The organism is Paraclostridium sp. MRS3W1 (genome assembly GCF_032465715.1).
GTDB classification, from domain to species: domain Bacteria; phylum Bacillota; class Clostridia; order Peptostreptococcales; family Peptostreptococcaceae; genus Paraclostridium; species Paraclostridium dentum.
Window position 1 is genome coordinate 1 of sequence record NZ_JAWDJM010000080.1, and the last position, 25,156, is coordinate 25,156.

The 25,156-nt window shown below is 28.8% G+C and carries 27 protein-coding genes; all 27 read right to left on the reverse strand.

All coding sequences use genetic code 11. From position 1 onward, the window contains the following. The coding region (locus tag RWY47_RS05855; protein WP_316030270.1) for a GHKL domain-containing protein at positions 1 to 1,282 on the reverse strand (1,282 nt) is incomplete at its 3' end. Then, complete coding sequence (locus tag RWY47_RS05860; RefSeq protein WP_142730458.1) at positions 1,276 to 1,986, reverse strand: LytR/AlgR family response regulator transcription factor; 711 nt, start codon at positions 1,984 to 1,986, stop codon at positions 1,276 to 1,278. The genes RWY47_RS05860 and RWY47_RS05855, both read right to left, overlap by 7 nt. Before the next feature lie 149 nt (positions 1,987 to 2,135). Then, positions 2,136 to 3,521, reverse strand: a complete 1,386-nt coding sequence (locus tag RWY47_RS05865) for an MATE family efflux transporter (RefSeq protein WP_224170473.1) — start codon at positions 3,519 to 3,521, stop codon at positions 2,136 to 2,138. A gap of 108 nt (positions 3,522 to 3,629) precedes the next feature. Beyond that, positions 3,630 to 4,544: a LysR family transcriptional regulator gene (locus tag RWY47_RS05870; protein ID WP_168932170.1), complete on the reverse strand. Its 915-nt coding sequence runs from the start codon at positions 4,542 to 4,544 to the stop codon at positions 3,630 to 3,632. 67 nt (positions 4,545 to 4,611) lie between these two features. Next, positions 4,612 to 4,860, reverse strand: a complete 249-nt coding sequence (locus tag RWY47_RS05875) for a zinc ribbon domain-containing protein (RefSeq protein ID WP_021429910.1) — start codon at positions 4,858 to 4,860, stop codon at positions 4,612 to 4,614. Positions 4,861 to 4,977: 117 nt separating this feature from the next. Next, the gene (locus tag RWY47_RS05880; protein WP_168932171.1) at positions 4,978 to 5,802 is read right to left on the reverse strand and encodes a phosphate ABC transporter substrate-binding protein; all 825 of its coding nucleotides are present in this window, start codon (positions 5,800 to 5,802) and stop codon (positions 4,978 to 4,980) included. Between the two features lie 261 nt (positions 5,803 to 6,063). Then, positions 6,064 to 8,685: a pyruvate, phosphate dikinase gene (gene ppdK / locus RWY47_RS05885; protein WP_021429886.1), complete on the reverse strand. Its 2,622-nt coding sequence runs from the start codon at positions 8,683 to 8,685 to the stop codon at positions 6,064 to 6,066. 229 nt (positions 8,686 to 8,914) lie between these two features. After that, entirely contained in the window at positions 8,915 to 9,751 is an 837-nt protein-coding gene (locus tag RWY47_RS05890) for a pyruvate, water dikinase regulatory protein (protein ID WP_021429804.1), read from the reverse strand. 11 nt (positions 9,752 to 9,762) lie between these two features. After that, positions 9,763 to 10,404 carry a helix-turn-helix transcriptional regulator gene (locus RWY47_RS05895; RefSeq protein ID WP_025161637.1) on the reverse strand — a complete coding sequence of 214 codons (642 nt, stop codon included), beginning with the start codon at positions 10,402 to 10,404 and terminating at the stop codon, positions 9,763 to 9,765. A 241-nt stretch (positions 10,405 to 10,645) separates the two neighbouring features. Further along, entirely contained in the window at positions 10,646 to 12,712 is a 2,067-nt protein-coding gene (gene glyS / locus RWY47_RS05900) for a glycine--tRNA ligase subunit beta (protein WP_085282601.1), read from the reverse strand. Next, positions 12,712 to 13,590 (reverse strand): glycine--tRNA ligase subunit alpha, encoded by an 879-nt coding sequence (gene glyQ / locus RWY47_RS05905; protein ID WP_021429889.1) that lies wholly within the window; start codon positions 13,588 to 13,590, stop codon positions 12,712 to 12,714. Before glyQ ends, glyS begins: the two co-directional genes overlap by 1 nt. A 136-nt stretch (positions 13,591 to 13,726) precedes the next feature. Then, positions 13,727 to 14,302, reverse strand: coding sequence for a DUF4342 domain-containing protein (locus tag RWY47_RS05910; protein WP_035114488.1), 576 nt, complete (start codon positions 14,300 to 14,302; stop codon positions 13,727 to 13,729). Further along, entirely contained in the window at positions 14,295 to 15,068 is a 774-nt protein-coding gene (gene recO / locus RWY47_RS05915; protein ID WP_224170472.1) for a DNA repair protein RecO, read from the reverse strand. Before recO ends, RWY47_RS05910 begins: the two co-directional genes overlap by 8 nt. Beyond that, positions 15,019 to 15,192, reverse strand: coding sequence for a YqzL family protein (locus RWY47_RS05920; protein WP_021429941.1), 174 nt, complete (start codon positions 15,190 to 15,192; stop codon positions 15,019 to 15,021). The genes recO and RWY47_RS05920 overlap by 50 nt, the downstream gene beginning before the upstream one ends. Before the next feature lie 70 nt (positions 15,193 to 15,262). Next, positions 15,263 to 16,642 (reverse strand): magnesium transporter, encoded by a 1,380-nt coding sequence (mgtE, locus tag RWY47_RS05925; RefSeq protein WP_021429954.1) that lies wholly within the window; start codon positions 16,640 to 16,642, stop codon positions 15,263 to 15,265. Between the two features lie 14 nt (positions 16,643 to 16,656). Next, positions 16,657 to 17,547: a GTPase Era gene (era, locus tag RWY47_RS05930; RefSeq protein ID WP_150842187.1), complete on the reverse strand. Its 891-nt coding sequence runs from the start codon at positions 17,545 to 17,547 to the stop codon at positions 16,657 to 16,659. Positions 17,548 to 17,586: 39 nt separating this feature from the next. Then, complete coding sequence (gene cdd / locus RWY47_RS05935) at positions 17,587 to 17,988, reverse strand: cytidine deaminase (protein WP_021429957.1); 402 nt, start codon at positions 17,986 to 17,988, stop codon at positions 17,587 to 17,589. Positions 17,989 to 18,123: 135 nt separating this feature from the next. Beyond that, the gene (locus tag RWY47_RS05940; protein WP_021429952.1) at positions 18,124 to 18,837 is read right to left on the reverse strand and encodes a diacylglycerol kinase; all 714 of its coding nucleotides are present in this window, start codon (positions 18,835 to 18,837) and stop codon (positions 18,124 to 18,126) included. Between the two features lie 4 nt (positions 18,838 to 18,841). Beyond that, positions 18,842 to 19,300, reverse strand: a complete 459-nt coding sequence (gene ybeY / locus RWY47_RS05945) for an rRNA maturation RNase YbeY (protein ID WP_021429834.1) — start codon at positions 19,298 to 19,300, stop codon at positions 18,842 to 18,844. A 3-nt stretch (positions 19,301 to 19,303) separates the two neighbouring features. After that, the gene (locus RWY47_RS05950) at positions 19,304 to 20,305 is read right to left on the reverse strand and encodes a PhoH family protein (protein ID WP_021429958.1); all 1,002 of its coding nucleotides are present in this window, start codon (positions 20,303 to 20,305) and stop codon (positions 19,304 to 19,306) included. Between the two features lie 12 nt (positions 20,306 to 20,317). Further along, the gene (yqfD, locus tag RWY47_RS05955) at positions 20,318 to 21,622 is read right to left on the reverse strand and encodes a sporulation protein YqfD (protein ID WP_085282607.1); all 1,305 of its coding nucleotides are present in this window, start codon (positions 21,620 to 21,622) and stop codon (positions 20,318 to 20,320) included. 13 nt (positions 21,623 to 21,635) lie between these two features. Further along, positions 21,636 to 21,872: a YabP/YqfC family sporulation protein gene (locus RWY47_RS05960; protein WP_021429932.1), complete on the reverse strand. Its 237-nt coding sequence runs from the start codon at positions 21,870 to 21,872 to the stop codon at positions 21,636 to 21,638. A 146-nt stretch (positions 21,873 to 22,018) separates the two neighbouring features. Next, a complete protein-coding gene (locus RWY47_RS05965) occupies positions 22,019 to 22,525 on the reverse strand; it encodes a TspO/MBR family protein (protein WP_224170471.1) in 507 nt (168 codons plus the stop codon). A gap of 128 nt (positions 22,526 to 22,653) precedes the next feature. Continuing rightward, positions 22,654 to 23,097 carry a GatB/YqeY domain-containing protein gene (locus RWY47_RS05970; RefSeq protein ID WP_021429856.1) on the reverse strand — a complete coding sequence of 148 codons (444 nt, stop codon included), beginning with the start codon at positions 23,095 to 23,097 and terminating at the stop codon, positions 22,654 to 22,656. A gap of 26 nt (positions 23,098 to 23,123) precedes the next feature. Then, positions 23,124 to 23,303 (reverse strand): 30S ribosomal protein S21, encoded by a 180-nt coding sequence (gene rpsU, locus RWY47_RS05975; RefSeq protein ID WP_021125460.1) that lies wholly within the window; start codon positions 23,301 to 23,303, stop codon positions 23,124 to 23,126. A gap of 161 nt (positions 23,304 to 23,464) precedes the next feature. After that, entirely contained in the window at positions 23,465 to 23,812 is a 348-nt protein-coding gene (locus RWY47_RS05980; protein WP_021429942.1) for a histidine triad nucleotide-binding protein, read from the reverse strand. A 41-nt stretch (positions 23,813 to 23,853) separates the two neighbouring features. Beyond that, positions 23,854 to 25,155: a tRNA (N(6)-L-threonylcarbamoyladenosine(37)-C(2))-methylthiotransferase MtaB gene (gene mtaB, locus RWY47_RS05985; protein WP_316030271.1), complete on the reverse strand. Its 1,302-nt coding sequence runs from the start codon at positions 25,153 to 25,155 to the stop codon at positions 23,854 to 23,856. Position 25,156 lies beyond the last annotated feature (1 nt).

The window sequence follows — 25,156 nt, forward strand, 5'->3', positions numbered from 1 at the left end:
TCCCTATACCATGTAAAAACTTATCTTTTTTATTAGTTAAAATCTTACCACTTTTTAATTTAATTATATTATTTTTTGGATTTTCACATTTTATAATATATAAGCTTTTAACTATAGTTCCTTTTATGTTAATTTTCTTTGAAATACTGTTATCTTCTATATTTTCGCAAGCTTCTATGGCATTATCTATCATATTTGAAAATATACTACATACATCTGCTGAGTCTATAAAATTACATTCTTTAAAGTTTATATTAGCTATCAGATCTATTCCTTTACTTTCACAAATACGTTTTTTATCATTTAATATAATATCTAAAATCATATTATTTGTATTAAATATAGAATTACACTCTTTAAGTTGTCTATTTATACTTTCTACATATTCATTTTTACCATATAGATTTTCTATACATATCATATGATTTTTCATATCATGATATAATTTTTTAACTTTCATTTGAGATTCTTGCATATTCAAATAATACTGATGCTGTAATTGTATATTTTCTTTTATGCATTTATTTTCTGCCCTTAAGTTACTGTCTTTTGAAACTCTTATTATTAACCACATAAAAAATATATTTAAAATAAGTATGCTACTTGAAATTAATGCAATAACAAAATCTAAAGCAAAATCTGTTACTGATTGTGTTGTTTTATATATAGTTGCAAATATTAATATAGCACTAAGTAGATTTAATATTATTGAGAAAAATATATATTTGTATTGTTTATTATTTAAGTTAACTTTTAACTTTACAGTTTTAATTATCGTTACAATGTATATAAGTAATAATTTCGTTATTATATTTACTTCTAAGAAAATTAATTTTTCATATCTTAATGTGTAATACCATCCATATTCCATATCTATTAACCTATTACATAATAAAGATAAAAAGGCATATATGATTTCATTGAGTAACCCTAAAAATAATATATAACTTATACTTATAAGAACTATTTTTTTAATCTCTATTTTATAGTTAATTTTTATAAATATACTTATTAACGTTGTAGATACTATTGATTTAGCAAATTTAACTACTACCATCCAAAAACTTGCCTCTTCAATTGTCCAATTAGATTTCAATATTATAATCATTGCAATAACTTCACATATAGAAGTTAATATACTACAAATAATTAAGCTGTTTATTATATTTTTTTTATTACTTTTTAACTCTACAAATTCATTTAATAATACACTTAAAGTTGTTAATTCTATAGCAGAAGATATTAATATAATTAATATGTAGATAAAATTACTCTCTAACATATTACTGACCCCAACATGTTTGTTAATTTAGTTTTTAAATTGCTCATTCTGTATTTGCTAACAGGTATCTCTTCATTTTTTATCATAACATTATCTTTTCCTATAAAATCAACATGCTCCATATTTATTAAATAACTCTTATGACATCTAAAAAAATTATGTACTAATAGTTCTTTTTCTAAATTTTTAATCCTATTCTTAATATTGTAATCTCTATCTAAGGTGTGAATTGTTATATCTTTTTTTATAATTTCTATATATGTAATATTTTTAATAGATACTTTATGCTTGCTTCCATTTTCCTCTACAATCATAAAGTTATCTCTTTTGTTTATAATATCTGATATGCAACTTAAAATATTTTCTTTTAAATCTTCATGTTCTATAGGCTTTAATAAGTATCTGTATGCTCTTACCTTATACCCCTCTTGTACATACTCAATCAGTGAAGTTATAAAAATTATTTCTGAAACACTATTTTTTTCTCTAATTTTTTTTGCAACATCCATACCTGTTATTTCATCCATTTGTATATCTAGAAAAAATATATCTATATCTTCAATTCCAGAGCTTAAAAGTTCTTCTCCTGATTTAAATTCAAATATCTCAACCTTATTCGAAATTTCATCGAATATATTAAATATCGAATTATATAAATTACTTCTTTGTGACTCATCATCTTCACAAATAACTATTCTATACAATAAAATCTCCCCTATCTTATATATCTTTTCAATTAACCCATATATATATTACCATATTTTTACATAACTTATATTCAATATAATTTAAAGCACAAAAAAACAAATGAGGTAATATAAAATTACGTCATTTGTTTCTTATTATTTAAAGTTTAATTAGATAAACATGTATTTTCACTTATTTTCCCTGCTACCATGTTTTTTAAGTCTTTATTTGTCTTGTGAGCATAAAATGCAGTTAATATTACCGTAAACAAATCTGCTACTGCCTGAGTAAGTAATACCCCATCAACACCAATTAATTTTGGTAATATTATAATTGCTGGTAAGAAAAATATACCTTGTCTAGCTGTTCCTACAATTAAAGCTTCTTTTGGCATACCTAACGATTGATATAACACTGCATATAATTGTGTAAATCCTAATAGTGGGTATAGTAAAAGTGTATATCTTAATGTTTTAGCACCTACCTCGATAACTGCTGGGTCATTACTAAATAAATTAATAGCAGTTGGTGCAAATATCATTAAAACTATAGTTGCTAATGTTGAAAATATAGTTGTTCTCTTAATAGATATGTTTATTGCTTTTCTTAATTTTTCATAATTTCCTGCTCCATAATTATAACTTGCAATAGGTTGGAACCCTTGATTGTATCCTATAACAACAAACATAACTAATGAAGATAGTTTTAAAGCTATTCCAAATGATGCTATTAACTCATTTCCATATGGTTTTGATGCTATATTTAAAAGTCCCATAGATATACTTATTAAAGCTTGAATTAAAAAAGTCGCAGTTCCAACAGAGATAATTTCTCCATATATGCTCTTTGAAAATTTAAAGTTTTTTATACTTAACTTTAGATAACTTTTATTTGTTATATAATATGATAATAACAAAACTACTGATGCAAGTTGCCCTATTACTGTAGCTAAAGACGCTCCCACTACTCCCATATTAAATGTAAACATTAGTATTGGGTCTAAAACTATATTTATTATAGCCCCTAATGCCACCGCTACTGCACTAAGTTTTGTATTTCCCTCTGACCTTATAATGTTTGCAAGTGTTGGCATCATTATTGGTAAACTAGCTCCTATTGCAATAGGTTTTGCATAATCCATTGCATATGGCATTACACTGTCTGTTGCTCCTAATAATCTTAAAATCGGCTCTAGAAATATCAATATTAAAATAGTAAATATAATTCCTACGATTACTGATGATATTATAGCAGTTGATGCTACATCATCTGCACCGTCTTTATTCTTAGCCCCTAGAAGTCTTGCTATATAAGATGAAGCTCCTACTCCTATTAATTGCCCCACTGCATTAATTAATATAAATAAAGGAAATATAACTGATACCGCAGCCATTGCTAACGTGTCATTTAACATACCTATAAATGCTGTATCTACTATATTATATATTGCACTTATTAAGCTGGCTATAATTCCTGGTATAGCAAATTTCCATATGAGTCTACCTATATTATCATCTTCCATTATCTTCGATTTATCTATAACTGTATCCATTTTATAAATCTCCTCCTTTGATAAAGCTATATTAATATACTATCAAATCTAGAGATTTATCGTTAATATATATATACTATTACTCGTTATAACTAAAACTTATAACAACTACATATTTCTCATATTTTCTAAAAGTATTTCTAAGAATAACTTTGCTTCATCTGAGAGTTCTTCTTTTCTTCTCTTAATCCATCCAACTGTAAAATAAACACTATCATCTTCAAGCGGTATAGCCCTTATACCACTAACCTTTTCTATTTTATTAAACCCCGATGCTATTACATAAGCATTAGTTTCTAAAACAAACTGTGTTATAGTCTCTTTGTCATTTAGATATATTGCTCTATCCTTATGAGAAAAACCTAATAAATCTAGCTCTACACTATATGTAAGCGCGTTTATAGGCTCTTCTACTAAGTGTACACATATAAATTCATTTAACTCCTCTGGCTTTATAACATCATTATCATATAAAGGATTGTTCTTACCTATGTAAATATATATTTTGTCTTTACATATTGGGTTAAATTCCAAGTCTCTATTTTCTAAAACGCCTTTAAATACCCTCTCTTGCATATTAGAAAGTGCTATTATACCTATTTCAGACTTCATTGTTGATACATCTTCTATTATCTTTTCTTTATGAGTTTCTTTCAGTGAAATTTTAATTTTTTTATTATTAACTTTTTTATAAACCTCGCTCAATACAATTCCTAAAGTATACAACTTCATACTCGAAACTTCTAACTTAAACCCATTTTCTTGAGACAAGTCAGAGTATATTTTTTCTAAATTATCAATTTGATTTATTATATAAGTTGCATAAGTCAAAAAATCTTTGCCTTCTTTTGTTAGTTTTACACCTCTATTAGTTCTATCAAATACTTTTATTTTAAATTCTTCCTCTAAATTTACTATTGCTTTACTTAAATTAGGTTGAGATATGAATAAGTTGCTTGCAGCTTGGTTCATAGATCCCGTTCTAGCTACTTCTATAAAATATCTTAGTTGGTTTATTTGCAATATATTACCTCCGTAAATATTATTTATATATACTATTTTAAACAAAAAAAGAGCTTTTAAAAAGCTCTTATTCCTCATCTGGAAAATTATTACTAAATCTCATTTTTGCTATTTTTAATATTTCATTTAAATTATACCCTTTTAACTTACATCCACACTTTGGACAATATTCTAATTTTTTAGAAACTAAAGCTCTACAACTAGCCTCAGGACATCTTACTTTCTCAGTTACTTTACCTACATCAAGACCACATCTTGGGCAAACTGTACCTGGTCTATTTGATACTTCCTTACCACATCTTGGACACTTGATCATTATTATCCCTCCTATAAAAATAAAAAGTTAATAATATATAGTATGGTAATAAGCTTGTTTATGTTATAGATTCAAATAAAAAACTCTTTCTAAATTTTTTAGAAAGAGTTTTTTATATTATTTAAGTGTTATTAAACCTTCTTCTTCTACTACTTTTTGTCCATCTTCACTAGTTATATAGTCCATAAACTTCTTACCATTCTCACTTAATTTATCTTCTTTGTATACTAATAAGAATGGTCTTGATAATTTATATTTTCCACTCTTAGCATTTGCTGCTGTAGCATCTACTCCATCTAATTGAAGTGTATGTATGCTGTCATCTAAATAACTAAATGAAGTATATCCTATCGCATTTTCATTTCCAGCTACTGTTGATTTTATATTTCCGTTTCCATCACTTATTTGAGCTTCTTTTGTTAAATGAGTAGATTCAAATCCAACTATTTCTTGAAATGCATCTCTAGTTCCTGATCCATCTTCTCTTGAAACAACAACTATAGGAGCATCTTTTCCTCCAAGTTCTTTCCAGTTAGTTATTTTTCCAGTATATATTCCTTTTAATTGGTCCATTGTAAGAGACTTAACTTCATTGTTTTTGTGAGTTATTATCCCGATTCCGTCTACCGCTATCTTGTCTTCTTTAAGTCCTGCTTGTTTTTCTTCACCTTTTAAATCTCTAGATGACATCCCTATTTCTGCTACGCCATTTATTGCATCTTTTATCCCTGCTGATGATCCTAATTGATTTATTTCTATAGATACTTTAGAGTCTACTGATTTGTAAGCTTCTGCTTCTTTTTCCATAAGTGGTCCTACTGAAGTTGATCCTGATACAGATACTTTACTTCCACCACCAGAATCCTTCGATCCACATCCTACAGCTAACGTTCCTACCATTATAGTACTCATTAGTAAAACTCCAATTTTCTTTTTAAACATAGGTAACCTCCACAAAGTTATAATTTTTATAATTACTTTATTATTTTTCCGACTTTATTGTCGTTTATTCCTTTATTTGAATTTTCTTTACATTTTTATAATAAAGTAACTATGTTAAATCCAAATTAGAGATATGTTAACTATTGGTAAACAACATTAAGAGAATGTAAAAATGAATATTACTTAAATAAAAAATATTTAGGTTAACATAATTTATGTAAAATAACAAAGGAATTGGGATATCCCAATTCCTTTAATTTACTATTTATTATTTTTTATAGCTGCTTGCGCTGCTGCAAGTCTAGCAATAGGTACTCTATATGGTGAACAAGATACATAATTTAATCCTGTTTTGTAGCAGAACTCTATAGAAGATGGTTCTCCTCCATGCTCTCCACATATACCTAATTTAAGGTTTGGCTTAACCCCTCTACCTAATTTAGCTGCCATTTGAACTAGTTTACCAACTCCATTTTGGTCTAATACTTGGAATGGATCTTTTTCAAGTATTTCACTATTTATATAGTCACCTAAGAACTTATTTGCATCATCTCTTGAATATCCAAATGTCATTTGAGTTAAGTCATTTGTTCCAAAGCTAAAGAAATCAGCTTCAGTTGCTATTTCATCTGCAGTTAAACATGCTCTTGGAACCTCTATCATAGTTCCAACTGTATATTCTACTTTAACTCCTGACTTATCAAGTTCTTCATTTATTACAGAAACTACATTTTCTTTTATAGTTTTTAATTCCTTAACTTCTCCTACTAAAGGTATCATTATTTCTGGATTAACTTCTACTCCACTATTTTTAGCCTCTATAGCTCCTTGTATTATAGCTTTTGCTTGCATCATAGCTATTTCAGGATAAGTTATTGCTAATCTACAACCTCTGTGTCCAAGCATTGGATTTAGTTCTTGTAAATCTACTATTCTCTTTCTTATTTCTTTAACTTCAAGTCCCATAGTTTTTGCTAAAGCTTCTATAGCTTCATCATCATGAGGTAAGAACTCATGTAGTGGTGGATCTAGTAATCTTATATTAACATGTCTTCCATCCATAACTTTGAATATTTCAGTAAAGTCTTCTCTTTGCATAGGTAATAATTTTTCAAGAGCAACTAATCTTTGATCTAATGTTCTTGATAAAATCATTTCTCTAACAGCTGGTATTCTATCTTCATCAAAGAACATATGCTCAGTTCTACATAATCCTATTCCTTCTGCTCCAAAGTTTATAGCAACACTTGCATCTCTTGGAGTATCTGCATTAGTTCTTACTTGTAATGTTTTATACTTATCAACCCAGTTCATAAGTACTTCAAAGTTTCCTGTAAGAGCAACATCTGTCTTTTCTATTTCTCCTAAATAAACACATCCTGTTGATCCATCTAGAGATATATAATCTCCTTCTTTTATAACTAATCCATCTACAGTTATTTCTTTATAGTATTCATCTACTTTTATTTCTCCACATCCTGCAACGCAACATTTACCCATACCTCTAGCTACAACTGCCGCATGAGATGTCATACCACCTCTAGCTGTAAGTATTCCTTGTGCTACAACCATACCCTCTATATCTTCTGGTGATGTCTCTAATCTTACAAGTATAACTTCTTCTCCTTTTTCAGCTGCCTTTACAACATCATTTGCATTAAAGTATACTTTACCGCAACTAGCTCCTGGAGAAGCTGGTAATCCTTTAGCTATAAGCTTAGCATTTTTTAAAGATTTCTCTTCAAAGTTTGGATGTAGTAATTGATCTAATTGATTAGGTTCAATTCTCATTATAGCTTCTTTTTCATCTATTATTTTTTCTTCAACTAATTCAACTGCAATATTTATAGCTGCTTTTGCAGTTCTTTTTCCATTTCTAGTTTGAAGTATATATAATTTTTCATTTTCTATAGTAAACTCTATATCTTGCATATCTTTATAATGATTTTCAAGTATATTAGTTATTTTTACAAATTCATCATATATAGCTGGCATAGCTTCTTTTAATGTATCTATGTCTTTTGGAGTTCTAATTCCTGCAACAACATCTTCGCCTTGTGCATTTATTAAGTATTCTCCAAATAATTTATTTTCTCCAGTAGATGGGTTTCTTGTAAATGCAACTCCTGTTCCACTAGTCTCTCCCATGTTTCCAAATACCATTGATTGTATATTAACTGCAGTTCCTAAGTTATGAGGAATATCATTTAACTTACGGTAAATATTTGCTCTTGGATTGTTCCATGATTTAAATACTGCTTTTATAGCTAACATTAATTGCTCTTTTGGATCTTCTGGGAATATTTGTCTTAATTCTTTTTTGTATATCTTCTTGTATTCTTCAACTAATACTTTTAAATCTTCACTTGTAAGATCTGTATCAAATTTGTATCCTTTTTCCTCTTTTATTTTATCTAAAGCATTTTCAAATTTATACTTTGGAACTCCCATTGCAACATCTGAAAACATTTGTATAAATCTTCTATAACTGTCATATGCAAATCTTTCATTGTTAGTATTCTTAGCTATTGCCTTAACTGAAGTATCATTAAGACCTAAGTTTAATATAGTATCCATCATACCTGGCATTGAGAAAACTGCACCAGAACGAACAGATAATAATAATGGATTTTCATTACATCCTAATTTTTTATTTAAAGATTTCTCTAACTCTACTAATTTTTCTTCTATCTGTAAAACTATATCTTCTCTTATACTTTCATTATTTACGTAATAGTCATTACAAGCCTCTGTTGATATTGTAAAACCTGGAGGCACTGGTAAGCCTATCTTAGTCATCTCGGCTAAGTTAGCACCCTTACCACCTAAAAGACTCTTCATTTCCTTTGACCCCTCAGCAAAACTATAAACAAACTTACTCATCTAAAACTCCTCCTAGTATGTTTTTTATACAGATATACTGTACATTGTATTCAAACATGATTAATTTGTTATCCTAAAATTTATTATTAAAGTAATAACTAAATTTCTTAGTTATTATTTTCAAAGTACTCGGTTAAACGTTTTTTTGTCACCTAACCCATTCCTTAAAAATCTTAATAAATAAGATTTATACTACACACCGAAAGTGATTCCGATGTGCACTAAAATCCTATTTATCGTTATCTCTAAATACTTTCAATCCATTTTCTTTCATTACATCCATTATGATTCCAGCTGTTTCTTCTATTGCTTTGCTAGATACATCTATAACTGGGCATCCAACTTTTTTCATTATTTTATCAGAGTAATCTAACTCTTGAAGTATTCTATCAAATTTAGCGTAATTAGCATTACTTGATAATCCTAAAGCTTTTAATCTTTCTTGTCTTATTTGATTTAATTTTTCAGGCGTATTAGTAAGACCTATTATTTTCTTTTGATTTATTTCAAATACTTCCTTAGGTATTGGTATTTCTGGAACTAAAGGAACATTAGCTACCTTTATATTCTTATTTGCTAAGTACATACTTAGTGGTGTCTTAGATGTTCTTGATATTCCAAGTAATATTATATCAGCTTGTAATATGCCTCTAGGATCTTTTCCATCATCATATTTAACCGCAAATTCTATAGCTTCTACTCTTTTGAAGTAACTTTCATCTAACTTTCTTATAATTCCTGGTTCTCTTCTTGGCTTAACTCCTATTTTACTAGCAATTTGCTTTAATATTGGAGTCATTAAGTCTACACAACTTAAATTTTCCTTGCTACAGTAATCTTCAGTAAATGTTAAAAGTTCATTTTCAACTAATGTATATATAACTATTGCATTTTCTTCTTTAGCACTTTTTAATATTTCTTCTAAAAAATTAACTTCTACAACATATGGAAATCTTCTTATTTCATAGTCATCCTTTAATTGAAATTGAGATATTGCAGCTTTAGTAACTTGCTGAGCTGTTTCCCCTACTGAGTCTGATATTACATATATGACTAAATTATCCATATACTCCTCCTTTAATTATCCGCTATCTCTAAAAATAGTTTTGTTATGTTAGTTTTAGAAATTCTACCAACAACCTTATTTATTATTGTATTATCCCTTTTTATTTCTTCTACAACAGGTATTGAATCTACTTCGTGTTCTATTATTCTCTTTGCTGCTAGTACAACAGTATCTTCACTTGTAACAGTTACAACATTAGGTGTTCTTGTCATTATCATACCTACAGGTATCTTATTTATGTCTCCCCCACCTATAGTTGCTTTTAATAAATCTTTTCTTGATACTATTCCACATAGTTCTTTTTCATCATCTATTATGAATACACTTCCAACATCTGATAAGAATATGTTTACTATAGTATCATATACACTTGTGTCTTGTGTTACCATTATAGGCATACTCATTATGTCCGCTACAGTTTTGTTTTTTATTTTATCTCCTAGTAAGTTAACTTTATCTATTCCTGAATAAAAATACCCAACCTTAGGTCTAGCATCTAATACTCCAGTCATAGTAAGTATAGCTAAATCAGACCTTAATGTAGCTCTAGTCACATTAAGTTTGGCTGCTATGCATTCACTTGTTATAGGTTCACTTTCTTTAACGATATCGATTATCTTTAGTTGTCTATTATTAAGTTGAATAATAATCACACTCCTCTTTATTGTGATACACTGTTTATCCGTTTTTATCTTATATAGTATATTATATATATTTTATATTATGTTGTAAATACAGAAATTAAATTTATATATTTAATTTCTGTATTTATTTAATTACAGTTTTAACCATAGGGTCCTTTTTTATCCCACTTTAGGCGAAATTTACCCTATAATCTACTTTTATTAAAGATTTAAATAACCGAGGAAAAATTCCCTCGGTTATTTTAACAGACTATTTGTACACTATCTTTGATAGGTCACAAATATTTAACATTATGTCATATATTTGTTTTAATATGGCTAATCTGTTGTTCTTTATAGCCTCGTCCTTGTCCATTATCATTACTGAGTCAAACATATTATCTATTGCTGGTCTTAACGATGCGAATGCATCAAGAGCTTTTGTATATTCTTTATTAGCTAATAAGTGCTCAACATTTGAACTTATTTCTTGGAATTGTTGATATAAATTAAATTCTGCTTCTTCTCTCATTAAGTTTATATTAACTTCATTAGTTTCAGCTTTTTCTGCTAAAGTAGCAACTCTGTTGAATGCTGTTAACATTTCAACTAACTCACCTTTATCTATCCAAGAGTTTAAAGCCTTAGCTCTAGCATACATATCAGCTATATCATCTATATTAGAACTTAATATAGCGTCTATAACATCATATCTTATCCCTAAATCTCTAAATAAATTCTTTATTCTATCTTTGAAGAATTCCATTATTTGATTTAGAACTTCATCTTTATCAAACTCTATAAATGAATAATTATCAAGAGTTAGTGATACAAGTTCTCTTAAACTTATATCTAAGTTGTTATCCATTAATATATTTATTATACCTAATGCTTGTCTTCTTAAAGCATATGGATCTTGTGATCCTGTTGGTTGTATTCCTATAGCGAAGAATCCTGCTATAGAATCTAATTTATCTGCTATAGATAAAACTATTCCAGATTTAGTAGCCGGAAGTATATCTCCTGCAAATCTAGGTAAATAATGCTCAAATATAGCTTCTGCTACATTTTCATTTTCACCACTTACTTTTGCATATTCTCTTCCCATTACACCTTGAAGTTCAGTAAATTCAAATACCATACCTGTAACTAAGTCTGCCTTGCATAATTTAGCTGCACGAAGTGTATCTTCTTTTATATCTGTTTCATTTAATTTTTCTAATATATCATTAGCTAATTTTTCTATTCTTAAAGATTTATCATAAACTGTACCAAGTTTAGCTTGGAACACAACAGTTTTTAATTTTTCTATGTAGCTTTCTAAAGACTTCTTAGTATCTTCTTTATAGAAGAATAATGCATCTGCAAGTCTAGCTTCTAATACTTTTTCATTACCTTTTTTAACGTTATCAATTCTATGGCTATCTCCATTTCTAACAGCTATAAAGTTTGGAAGTAATTTTCCATCCTTTAAAACAGGGAAATATCTTTGATGTTGTTTCATTGGTGTTATTACAACTTCTTTTGGAAGTTTAGCATAATCTTCATCAAATTCTCCATAGAATGCAGTTGGATACTCTACTAAATGAGTTACTTCTTCAAGTAATTCTTCATCAAACTCTATTTCTCCACCTAAAGATTTTGCAACATCGTCACATTGTTTCTTTATTAATTCTTTTCTTTCGTCTTGATTTAATATTACAAAGTTCTCTTCTAATTTAGTTAAGTATTCATTTAAAGTATTTACTTCAAATTCACTTTCTCCTAAGAATCTATGTCCTTTAGTAGTATTAGATGATACTATTCCTTCTAACTCTATATCAAGTACAGAATCATTTAATATACAAACCATCCATCTTATTGGTCTTATAAATCTCATGTTCTTTCCACCCCAACGCATAGCCTTAGGGAACGTCATAGATTTTATAGCTTCAGGAAGTATGCTTTTTAAAACTTCACTAGTTAATTGTCCATCTTGCTTTATTTTACCGAAAGCATATTCTTCTTTTCCAACTTGTTTAAAGTATAAGTCTTCTTCTTTTATACCTTTGCTCTTCATAAATCCTAAAAGAGGTTTAGTATAGTTGCCTTCAGCATCAACCGCTATTCTCTTAGCTGGTCCTTTTACTTCTTCTTCTAAATCTGATTGTTTTTCACATATATTATTAACTATAACAGTTAATCTTCTTGGTGTAGAATATATATTAACTTCATCAAAAGTTATTCTATTTTCATTAAAAGATTTAACTATGTTAGTTTTTAATTGGTCCATTGCTGAATTTACATATCTTGCAGGTAATTCCTCAACACCTATTTCAAATAAAAGGTAATTTTTCATTATTTGTCACCTTCCTTTAAAAGTGGATATCCCATTTCTTTTCTTAACTCTACATAAGCCTTAGCTACTGTTCTTGCCATATTTCTAACTCTACTTATAAATGAAGCTCTTTGACTTACACCTATAGCTCCTCTTGCATCTAAAGTATTGAATGTGTGCGAACATTTTAACACATAATCATATGCTGGAGTTATTAATCCTTTTTCCATAAGTCTTAATGCTTCTTTTTCATATACATCAAATAAGTTAAATAACATATCTGCATCACACTCTTCAAATGCGTATACAGAGTTTTCATATTCAGCTCTATTGAATACTTCTCCATATGTTATTTCATCATTCCATTTTAAATCATATACACTTTCAACTTCTTGAAGGTACATAGCTAGTCTTTCTAAACCATATGTAATTTCTCCTGTTTCAAGCTCACACTCGATTCCACCAACTTGTTGGAAGTAAGTAAACTGTGTTATTTCCATACCGTCTAACCAAACTTCCCAACCAAGACCCCATGCTCCAACAGCAGTTGCTTCCCAGTTATCTTCAACAAATCTTATATCGTGTGCTTTTGTATCTATTCCTATAGCCTCTAAACTTCCTAAGTATAACTCTTGTATATTATCTGGAGATGGTTTTAAGATAACTTGGAATTGGTGATGTTGATATAATCTATTTGGGTTCTCACCGTATCTTCCATCTGCCGGTCTTCTAGATGGTTCTACATAACATACTTTCCAAGGTTCTGGTCCTAAAGATCTTAAGAATGTATTTGGGTTCATTGTTCCTGCACCTTTTTCTACGTCATAAGGTTGCATCATTATACATCCTTGCTTAGCCCAATAATCTTGTAATGTTAGTATCATATTTTGAAAATTCATACGAATACCTCCTGTATTAAAAACAAAGCCTTTCGTCTACACGAAAGGCCATTAAATGGTTATTTTCTAACTTTTAGAATATCAAAGTATAGAGTATTTGTCAATATGCTTAAATATTAGTTTTGTCAACACTTTTTTAGTATTTAGTTATATCGTCATCCTCTTTTATTAATTCTTCAGTTATATCTTTGTCATCTTTTTTATTGTGTTTAACTACATCAGTAACTTCTTTTGCAGTGCTTGTTAACATATTTTTTAGCATATTTAATGTCTCTTCATTTAGTTCTCCTAAATCAACAACTGTTTTGTCTTCTTCATTTTGAACTTTTATATTAAATTTGCCTATTACAGCTGCTGAAAGTCCCACTAATGTAACTAAAGGTCCTAGTGCTAACCCAACAACTCCAACTGTTAAAGGAATATTCATTATAATTTTATTGTCTTTTTCAACTATTACTCTTATAACGTTACTTCTTTTTAGCATTTCTTTTAATTGATTTTTTATTTCTTCTGCATCTTTTCCTAAAGCAGTTTCCATTTTTTCTTTTGCCTTATTTTTTACTTTTGTAGTTTTTTTGTTTTGCTCTAAATATATTATTGCATCTAATACATTTCCATCGCTAATCACTAATGCTTCTTTAGCTTCTGCATAACTTGCACTTGGAACTCTCTCTAATACTTGATCTATCTTTTCTAATGTTATATCAATCATCAATATCAGCTCCTTTATTATTTTCTATTCCTTGTAATAAGTGTAATGATTTTGTGTTTGCATTGTCAACGTAAACCTGAACGTATACTTTTAAAATTTTTGTTAGTTCATTTACTAAGTATTTTGATACCTTAGCTTTACTACAAGTTAATATATCATTTCTAAAAATATAATCCATTAATTTTATAGTAGTACTATTAATTTTAAAATTATACACATGGTTTTCTTTACACTTTTCACATAGTATTCCACCTTCATCAACATTAAATACACTACTTTTAAGATTTGTAGTATTACAGTTGACACATCTATTTACTATTGGTTTAAAGCCTGTATAGTCTAAAAACTTTAGTTCAAATGCTCTAGTTATGTATTCTTTATCAACCTCATTTTGAGTATATAGATAAAGAGTTTGTGCTAGTAAAACAAAAAGCCTGTTATTAGTTTGATTTTCATATATAGATCCATCTACTAAACTTGTTATATATGTAGCATAGGAAAAGGCTTCTATATCATATGCAATATCATAAAAGTTTTTAATGGTCTCACTTTGACTCACTCTATACATGTTACCTTGTTTTTTTAAAGTAAAGTTAGAGTAGGAGAAAACCTGGGAAGACGATAGTAACGAGCTTTTATTTCGTTTTGCGCCTTTTGCTATAGCTGATATCTTCCCAAGTTTTCGTGTAAATATTGTTAAAATCAAATCATTTTCTTTATATCTTGCTGATCTTAGTACTATCCCCTGGGTGTTCACAATTATCATGGTCGTTTTCTATCTCCCTATTCATATTAACTTCGCCATTGTTTGTATTTATGCTATTTTTTAAGTATAGATAGGCTTCTATACTTCCTGTTTTTTTAAAAACTTCCCAACACAGATTGTTCATTTTTAAAAACCCCCTTCTTACGCTTATACTATATTTTTAGTAAGAAAGGGGAAAAAAATGCATTAAGTTGTTAGACAATTTTTGACAATGTAATTGTTGTTATTAAAAAATAGATAACCATCCCAATTATATCAAGGGATGTAGCTATTAATGGAGCAGAAACAATTGACGGATCTACATCCATTTTTTTAAACATCATAGGTATAAATGACCCAATCATCGCTCCTATTATCATATTTATAAGCAATGATACAGATACTATTAAAACTATATTTATGTCCTTTACAAAAATATACGTAGCTATTCCTATAATTAAACTACATATAATTCCTGTAAATACACCTACCATTCCTTCTAATAATACATTTTTAAAATCTAACTTTTTATTAGACAGTGCCATTACAGTAAGTGCTGATGCTTGAGTCCCTATATTTCCAGCCATACCTGTAACAACCGGAACAAAGTATATCAAAGGAAAATACTTTGAATCTATTACATAATCAAAACTCGATAATATCAATGTAGCTATAAAACCACCAACTAAAGTTACTATAAGCCAAGGTATTCTAGCTTTAAAAGACGACAATACCTTATCTTTTGGATCTACATTAGTTTGTTCGATAGTATCTCTTTCTTGTTCTGATGTACCAGCGAATTTATACATATCTTCACTAGCTTCTTCTTCAATTACATCTATTACATCATCTACTGTTATAATTCCTTTTAAAATGCGATTTCTATCTATTACAGGGATAGCTATTAAATCGTATTTAGATACAAGTTTAACAGCTTCTTCTCGATCTTCATCTACATATACAGAAATTATATTTTCACTCATCAAATCTTCTATTATGCTATCATCTCTTGATATTATAAGCTCTCTTAATGATAATACTCCAACTAACTTATCAAAATTATCAACCACATACATATAATAGATTGTTTCTGCATCTATAGCATTCTCTCTCATATAATCTATGGCCTCTTTTGCTGTCATATCTTTATTTATAGATATGTAGCCAGTTGTCATTATCCCTCCAGCAGATTCTTCTTCATATATAAGAAGTTCTTTTACATCTTCGGCATCCTCTTGGTTTAGAAGGTTTATAATTTCTTCCCTCTCATTTTCTTCTAACTCGCCTAAGATATCTGCCATGTCATCTAAAGACATCATTTCTAAAATATTAGCTTTATGCTCTATGTTTAACTTAGAAAGTATATGCCTAAAAAATTCTGAATCAGTTTCATCAAGTATGGAAGCTGCCATATCTATAGGTAATATTTCAAAAAGCTTTATTTGTTTGTCTTCGTCTAAGTTTTCTAGTATGTCAAAAATATCCCTGTTATGATATTCTTCCATTAATTCTCTTAATTCTAAAATTTTATTGTTGTCTATTAAATCCTCAACTTGATTTAACAACAGCTTGGAATGTTCATCTTTCCTATCCATAAAACCCACCTTTATTATTTATCAGTATACCCAAAGTTATTTATAAAACTTTGTAGGTTTCTCCAATTTTCTTTAACTTTAACCCAAACTTGAAGGTTAATTTGAGATCCTAGTAATAATTCAATCTCTTCTCTTGCTGATTTTCCTATTCCTTTTAACTTTCTACCATTTTTACCTATTATTATACCTTTGTGTGAATCTCTTTCACAGTATATAACAGCAGATATATCTATTATATCTTTATCTGGTCTTTTTTTCATTCTTTCTATTTCTACAGCAACCCCATGAGGTATCTCATCATGTACATAGTGTAGAACTTTTTCTCTTATAAGTTCAGATACTAAAACTCTTTCAGGTTGATCTGTTATCATATACTCTGGGAAATATTGAGGTCCTTCCTCTAAGTATCTTTCTATTACTTTTAGTAATCTATCAGTATTCTTACCTTTTAGTGCTGATATTGGAACAATCTCATCAAACATATTTTCCGCATCGTACATTTTTATTAAGTCGAATAATTCTTCTTCACTTAACATGTCAATTTTGTTTAGAACCAAAATTTTAGGAGTTTTTATTCCTCTTAAATTTTCGATTATCATTCTGTCTCCTGGTCCAATTTTTTTTGACTCATCAACTACATATAATACTACATCGACATTTTTGAATGCATCTGTAGCTGATTTTACCATAAATTCTCCTAATTTATTTTTAGGCTTATGAATACCTGGTGTATCTAAAAATACCATTTGACATTCTTTGTCTGTGTAAACTGCTTGTATAGTGTTTCTTGTTGTTTGTGGTTTATCACTCATTATAGCTATTTTTTCTCCAACTACGCTATTCATAAGAGTAGATTTCCCAACATTTGGTCTTCCTACTATACTAACAAATCCTGATTTAAACATATTAATTCCTCTTTTCAATTTGTCTTTTGTTGTTTTAATTTATTTGAAGTCACTACCTGAGAAATAATGTGGAACTAATTCTGCGATAGTTTGTTCCTGTATATCTCCTTTTGAGTATCCAGTTATTATTCTTATATGTGGCCCAAACTCAATTATTACCTGTCTACATATAGCACACGGATATGTAGGTTCATTTTTTTCTGAATTAGTACTAGCTACAGCTATTGCCTCTATATCTTTATACCCTTCAGAGATAGCTTTAAATAGCGCAGTTCTTTCCGCGCAATTTGTCCCTCCAAAAGATGCACATTCTACATTACAACCTGTAAAAACTTTACCACTCTTAGTTAAAAGTGCTGCACCAACTTTAAAATTTGAATATGGTGAATAAGAGTGCTCTCTTGCTTTTTCTGCTATTTCTAATAATTCTCTATTATCCATTATATTAACCTCCATCAAAGACCACCTATACTTTTTATTTTAAGTAGTACATTACATTATACCAAAATAGAAAAAAAGAAAAAAGTATATTTATATTTTCTTAAGCAAAAAAAGCGGGAATATTTTTCCCACCTTTTAATATTGAGCTATTTGCAAAACTAACATAGCTACCAAAACTCCAAGTAATGCCCCCGCTACAGTTTCCCAAAAAGTATGTATTTTACCTTCTATTCTACTTTGTGCAACTAAAACTGCCATTAAATAAGCAAGTGTCGATGCTACCACTCTTTCTGTCATAAATGTTACAAGTGTAGCAAGTGCAAAAGCAAGCGCCGAGTGACCACTTGGCATTCCTCCTTGTAGCGGAGTTCCTGTAGATGTTAATGATTTCACTACTACTACTGCTATTAAAACTAAAACTATACATATAAGAGTAACATGAATTGGTGATTTTCTTATTGTAAAAAATACAGATGCTCCTACAGTTTCTAGTTTATCATAAAATAGTAAATAACCAATTATACAAGCATTTAAACTTGCTATTAGTACTCCTCCAGCAGCAACATCTTTTGCTATTTTAGCTAATGGGTGATATGTATCTGTTATCATGTCTACAGTTTTTTCTATAGCTGTATTAAACATTTCTGATATTACAACTAAGCTTATTGTAAATAATAATAGCATCATTTCGAATTTATTAAATTCACAAAACAAACTAATTGTAAGAACTAATGCTGCAACAAAGTAGTGTATTTTCATATTTCTTTCATGCTTGAAAGTATACAAAATCCCAGCAATAGCTGCATTAAAGGCATTTATTATCCCTTGTTTACCTTTCTTTTTACCCATAAGTTTACTCCCTTGTTATATTAAGCTTGTTTAGTACATCCTCTTCTCGTTTTCTCATATCCTTTGTATTCTCTTCAGTATCATGATCATAACCTAATAAGTGGAACATACTATGACATACTAAAAAACATACTTCTCTTTCAAAACTATGATCATATTCTTCACTTTGTTCTAAAGCTCTTTCTAGAGATATAACAATATCTCCTAAAGATTCTTCTTCTATTTCAACATCAAACTCATCTGTTAAAAGTGGAAAAGATAAAACATCTGTAGCTCTATCTACCCCTCTATATTCTCTATTTAATTCATGTATTTCTTCATTGTCAACAAAAGATAAACTTACTTCATAATTGTCATCATAACCTTCATAGTATAATGTCTCAACGATTATATCATTGATTTTTCCTAAAAGGTCTTCACTTACTTTTATCTTATCTTGTCTATTGTCTAATATAATTTCCATAATTTATCTCCTATTTCTTTTGTTTCTATCATCATTAAATTTATTTAACTCTTGTTCTTCATCAAATTTTTCATAAGCTTTAATTATTCTTTGTACTAATTCATGTCTAACGACATCTTTTTCTGTAAATTTATTTATACCAACTCCATCTACATCTTTTAAAACATCCATAGCTTGAATTAATCCACTTTTATATTTATTTGGTAAATCTATTTGTGTTAAGTCTCCCGTAACTACAGCTTTTGATCCAAAACCTAATCTAGTTAAAAACATCTTCATTTGCTCTGGAGTTGTATTTTGAGCTTCATCTAAAATTATAAATGCATTATCTAGAGTTCTTCCTCTCATAAAAGCTAACGGAGCCACTTCTATTATACCTCTTTCAATATATTTAGCACATTTTTCATCGCCTAACATATCAAATAATGCATCGTAAAGAGGTCGTAAATAAGGGTCTACTTTATCTTTCATATCTCCTGGTAAAAAACCTAAGCTCTCGCCTGCCTCAACAGCTGGTCTAGTTAATATAATTCTGCTTATTTCCTCTTTTTTAAAAGCTCTAACTGCCATAGCTACTGCAAGATATGTTTTACCTGTCCCTGCTGGCCCAACTCCAAGTGTTATATCATTGTTTCTAATAAGATTTATATAATGTTTTTGTCCTATTGTTTTTGGTTTAACTTCTCTACCTTTTTTAGTTACGGCTATAGTATCTTCTAATTCTTCTATTTGCTCTTTATTTCCTTCATTTAATAATTCTATAGCATAAGTAATACTCTGTTTATCTAAAGTTTTACCTATTTTAAAATTTTTATATAATTCATTTATAAATTCTATAGCTTTTTCTACATTTTTATTTTGACCTATTAAAACTATATTGCCTTCTCTTAACAGTACATCTACATTTAAACTCTTCTCTATTATTTTTATATTTTCGTCAAAGTTTCCAAATAGTTCTCTTTCAAATTTATCATCTGTTATTTCAAAACTCTTTTGTACTATCAATGTTTATCCTCCTTAGTTATCCCTTGTTTGAACTTCCTCTTTATCTTTTGCATCTTTATCTTTATTTATATCCTTAAATTCATTTCTTATATCATTAATAGGTCTTTTATCTGGATTTGAAGGTACTTCTTCTTCACCTTCTTTAGGCTTACTTTCTTGTCTAATTAATTCTTCAGCTTCCGATTTGCTTAAAGAGTGTACCTTAGCTATATTTTCTAAAGTTGTAACAGTTACTATGTACTCTAATTTGTCTTTTTTAACTTTATATTGATGCTTAACATCTTTATATCTTGAATCAACAGGAATAGTGTATTCAAGTTCTTTAAGAGCCTTTTGTTTTAAATCTTCTTTTACTTCTTCTTTATTTTTCTCAACTTCTTTTACATTTACTTCATGGAAAATACTAGACTTTATTTTTAAAGGAAAAGTATAGTCCCCAATAGTTAAAACATGTTCTTTATTTTCGATTTCGTAATTTTTAAAGTCTATATTTCTTCTTAATGTATATTTTTTATCATAGAAGCTAAATGTATATACTGTTTTTTTATTGCCAGTTCTAGTTTTAACCTTGTCTATGTAATTTGTACTTTGTTTTGATTCATAAAATGTAGTTGCCCATACTTCTGGTAGAGATTTAGTATTCGATCCCGATACTAAGACGTCCCCTTTTCTTACTATATCACCTACATTAGCTACTTGTTTACCACTTCTTGGTATTACCTTCTCTATTATACCATTTTTCTTAGCAATTATATTACAATAATTAGTTTCTTTTTTCTCTTGTAATGATTCATCTTTCTTTGTTATTGTAACAAATATATTAGTTCCTTTTACATTTATAGATACATAAGCAATATCACCAAACTCTCCCATAATTTGGTCTCTTACTTCTTTTCTATCTATGCCCTTTTTGTACACACCAGGTCTTACACCCGCTTTTTCAAGCTCCTTCCTTACAAGCACTTTATCAATTCCCTCTGGAGCTTTTATATATACATCTGTTACAAATAACGATGTACTCATTAATAAAACCAAAGAAAGCATAGCGCATATCCACATTCCTTTATATCTATATATACGCCTAGCCAAAAAAGGCAATCCTGTTTTTTGTTTTATTTTAACCTCAAACTTACTTCCTCTATAAATACTTTTGAACGCTCTAATACTTTTCCTATCAACCTTAAGCTCAATTTTAGTGTTTGAAATTCGTTTTACATCATAAACATTAACTTTATTTCTTATTAATGTATTTAAAAATTTTTCTGTATTTATCCCCTCTATAGTTACTACATAGTAACCTCTAATATAACTTATCAAACGTAACTCCCCCCTATGTAGTGTATTCTACACTATATATAATTCCTTTTATTCCTATCTCCGTATCAGTAATATGCTTTAAATATAACTTTTCACCACATATTTTTATAGTATTTAACTTTGTTTTTATTTTAATTAAATTTACATCGTATTCTAATATGGATTTGTAATTTTCTATACTTACAAATGTATTCCCCAAAACAGTGACTGTAGGTTGATTTACCTGTAAATCAGTAGGAACTTCTATCATACTCATAACCCCCTTAATATATTCTATGTCCTTTTTTTATTTTAATTACTTGTATTGGTTTTGAAGCCTTAATATAATAGTATGTTCCTTTAATACATTTTGAGACTTTTATTTCAAAAAAAATAAAGCCAAGCCGGCTTTTATTTTTATCTATTTATTGACCATATAACGTAATTTAAAAAGAATGCATAAAATAACCAAGCTAAATATGGTAAATTTATATAAGCTGCTCTTTTGTCAATTTTAGCAAATTTAATTATCATAATTAATACAATTATTATCATAAGTCCTATAACTATCAAAGCTGTGAATCTAAGCCCTAATCCAAAGAATAAAATAGGCCATATAAAGTTCAATCCTAATTGTAAGTAATAATAAAACATAGCATCTCTTACTTTAAGAGTATTCAATCCTTTTTTAGAAATTAAATAAGCTGATATCCCCATAAGTACGTACAAAATAGTCCATACTATAGGAAATATATACCCAGGAGGGAAAAAACCTGGTTTTATTAAATTTGAATAATATGTACTTGTATTTGTTTGACTTAAGAATTCAGATATAAAGCTACTCGAAAACCCAACTATAATAGGTATAAAAACACTTATTATAAACTTCTTTATTTCTTTTGTAGATATGATCAATGAATTCACCCTCTCTTTATCCTCTATTTAATTTATAAATATGAGAGAGTAATCAATATTATTACAATTATTTGGACAAAGATTGTTAAATAAATAAAAAGCAAAAAACCTAGAGCATTCGCTCTAGGTTTTTCTATCTATTGTAAGTTAGATTTAACTAACTCATTTATCATTTTTCCGTCAGCTACACCTTTTGTTTTCGGCTTTATAGCTGCCATGATTTTTCCCATATCTTTCATAGAAGTAGCTCCTACTTCAGATATAGTATCTTTGACTATCTCATTTAATTCTTCTTTGCTCAGCTGTCGAGGTAGGTATTCCATTAATACTTCAATCTCAGCTTCGGCCTCTTGAACTAAATCGTCTCTTGATGCTTTTGCAAATTCAGTTTTTGCATCTCTACGTTGCTTTAACTGTTTTGTTATTACGTCTATAATTTCGTCATCACCAAGTTCTGTTCTAGTGTCAACTTCACGCTGCTTGATTTCAGCTCTTATTAATGTAACAACAGATTTTTTTACTGTATCTTTGTTTTTCATAGCAAGTTTTAAGTCTTCTTGTAACTTTGCTTTAAGGGACATATCCCTTCACCTCTTATCTACAAAAATTATTTCTTAGCGTTTTTTCTTCTTGCAGCTTCAGCTTTTTTCTTACGTCTTACGCTTGGCTTATCATAGTGTTCTCTTTTTCTTACTTCAGACATTATGCCAGACATAGCACATGAACGCTTAAATCTTCTTAAGGCGCTGTCTAATGTTTCATTTTCTCTTACTCTTACTTCTGACATTCTTTTTCCCTCCCTCCGATAGCGCAAATTATGCTGGGACTGTAACTCGATTATATCTGCATAATATGCATTACAACCTCACACTTTGTTTATTATAAACTAATCTTATTTTTTTTTCAAGTATTTTTATGAATAATACATCTAAAAGTTTAATTTATATATTACTTCTCAGCATCATACCAATCTAATTTCTTTCCTGCTAATACATGATAATGGATATGCTTAACCTCTTGGCATCCATCATCTCCACAGTTATTTATTATTCTAAATCCAGTTTTGTCATATCCTTTTTCTTTAACTATTTTATTAATAACCTTATGAATATGTGCAATTATTTCCATATTTTCTTCACCTATGTCTATTATTGATTCATAATGCTCTTTAGGTATAACTAAAACATGTAATGGTGCAACAGGATTTATATCATTAAAAGCTAAGACTTTATCATCTTCATAAACTTTGTTTGATGGTATTTCTCCATTTATAATTTTACAAAATATACAGCTCATATTTACACCTCCTATCTATTAAGAGTTATTATTTCTACATATTATACTAAAATTCCTTCTACATATTCATCTTTTACATGTAATATTTTAGTATTTAATATCTTACCATGTATATCTTCATCACTTTCAACTACTACTCTTATATAGTTAGGTGTTAAACCTTCATATTTTTTACCTTCTATGTTCTGTTCAAATAGTACTTCAAATTCTTCCCCTATAAAGTTTTCTGCAAACTCATTAAAATTCTTTTTATTTAATTCTATTAACTTATCACTTCTTAGTTGTTTCATTTGAGGATCTATTTGATTTTCCATAGTTGCTGCTGGTGTTCCTTTTCTTGGAGAGTACTTAAACACATGCATTTGTGAAAGTTTTATATCACTTAAAAACTTATATGTTTGATTAAATTCATCATTAGTTTCTCCTGGGAATCCAACTATTACATCTGTAGTTATTGCCACTTCAGGCATCTTTTCTCTTAATTTATCAACTATTTCCTTGTATTCTTCTGTAGTGTATCTTCTGTTCATTCTTTTTAACGTTTCATCACATCCACTTTGTAATGATAAATGGAAATGAGGACATACTTTTGGCATTTTAGAAACTGTGTCTATAAATTCATCAGTCATTAATATAGGCTCTACTGAACTTAATCTTATTCTCTTAACTCCATCAATTTCATTTATAGCCTTTATAACACTTAATAAATTAACTTCAGCTTCACTAACATCTTTTCCGTAAGATGCAACATGTATCCCCGTTAAAACTATTTCTGTGTATCCATTATCGGCTAACTTCTTAGCTTCATTTACTACACTCTCTAAATCTCTACTTCTTACCTTTCCACCTCTTGCGTAAGGTATTATACAGTAAGAACAGAATCTATCACATCCATCTTGAATTTTCATAAATGCTCTAGTTCTTCCATTAGCTTGATTTATTTCAATTTCTTCAAAAGCTCTTACTTTCATTATGTCGTCAACTGTACTAGCTTTTTTAGATGCATCTAATTTTTTTATCTCTTCAACTATTTGTCTTCTCTCATTAGTTCCCATAACTAAATTTACTTCTTCTATTTCTAAAATTTCTTCTGGAGAAACTTGAGAGTAGCATCCAACAACAGCTATTATAGCGTCTGGATTTTTCTTTTTCATTCTTCTTATATATTGACGTGATTTTCTATCACTCATGTGTGTTACTGTACATGTGTTTATAACATAAACATCTGCAAATTCTTCACTATCAACTTGAGTGTATCCATCTTTTTTAAACATCTCAAGCATAGCTTCTGTTTCATATTGATTTACTTTACATCCTAAAGTATAAAAAGCTACTTTTTTCACT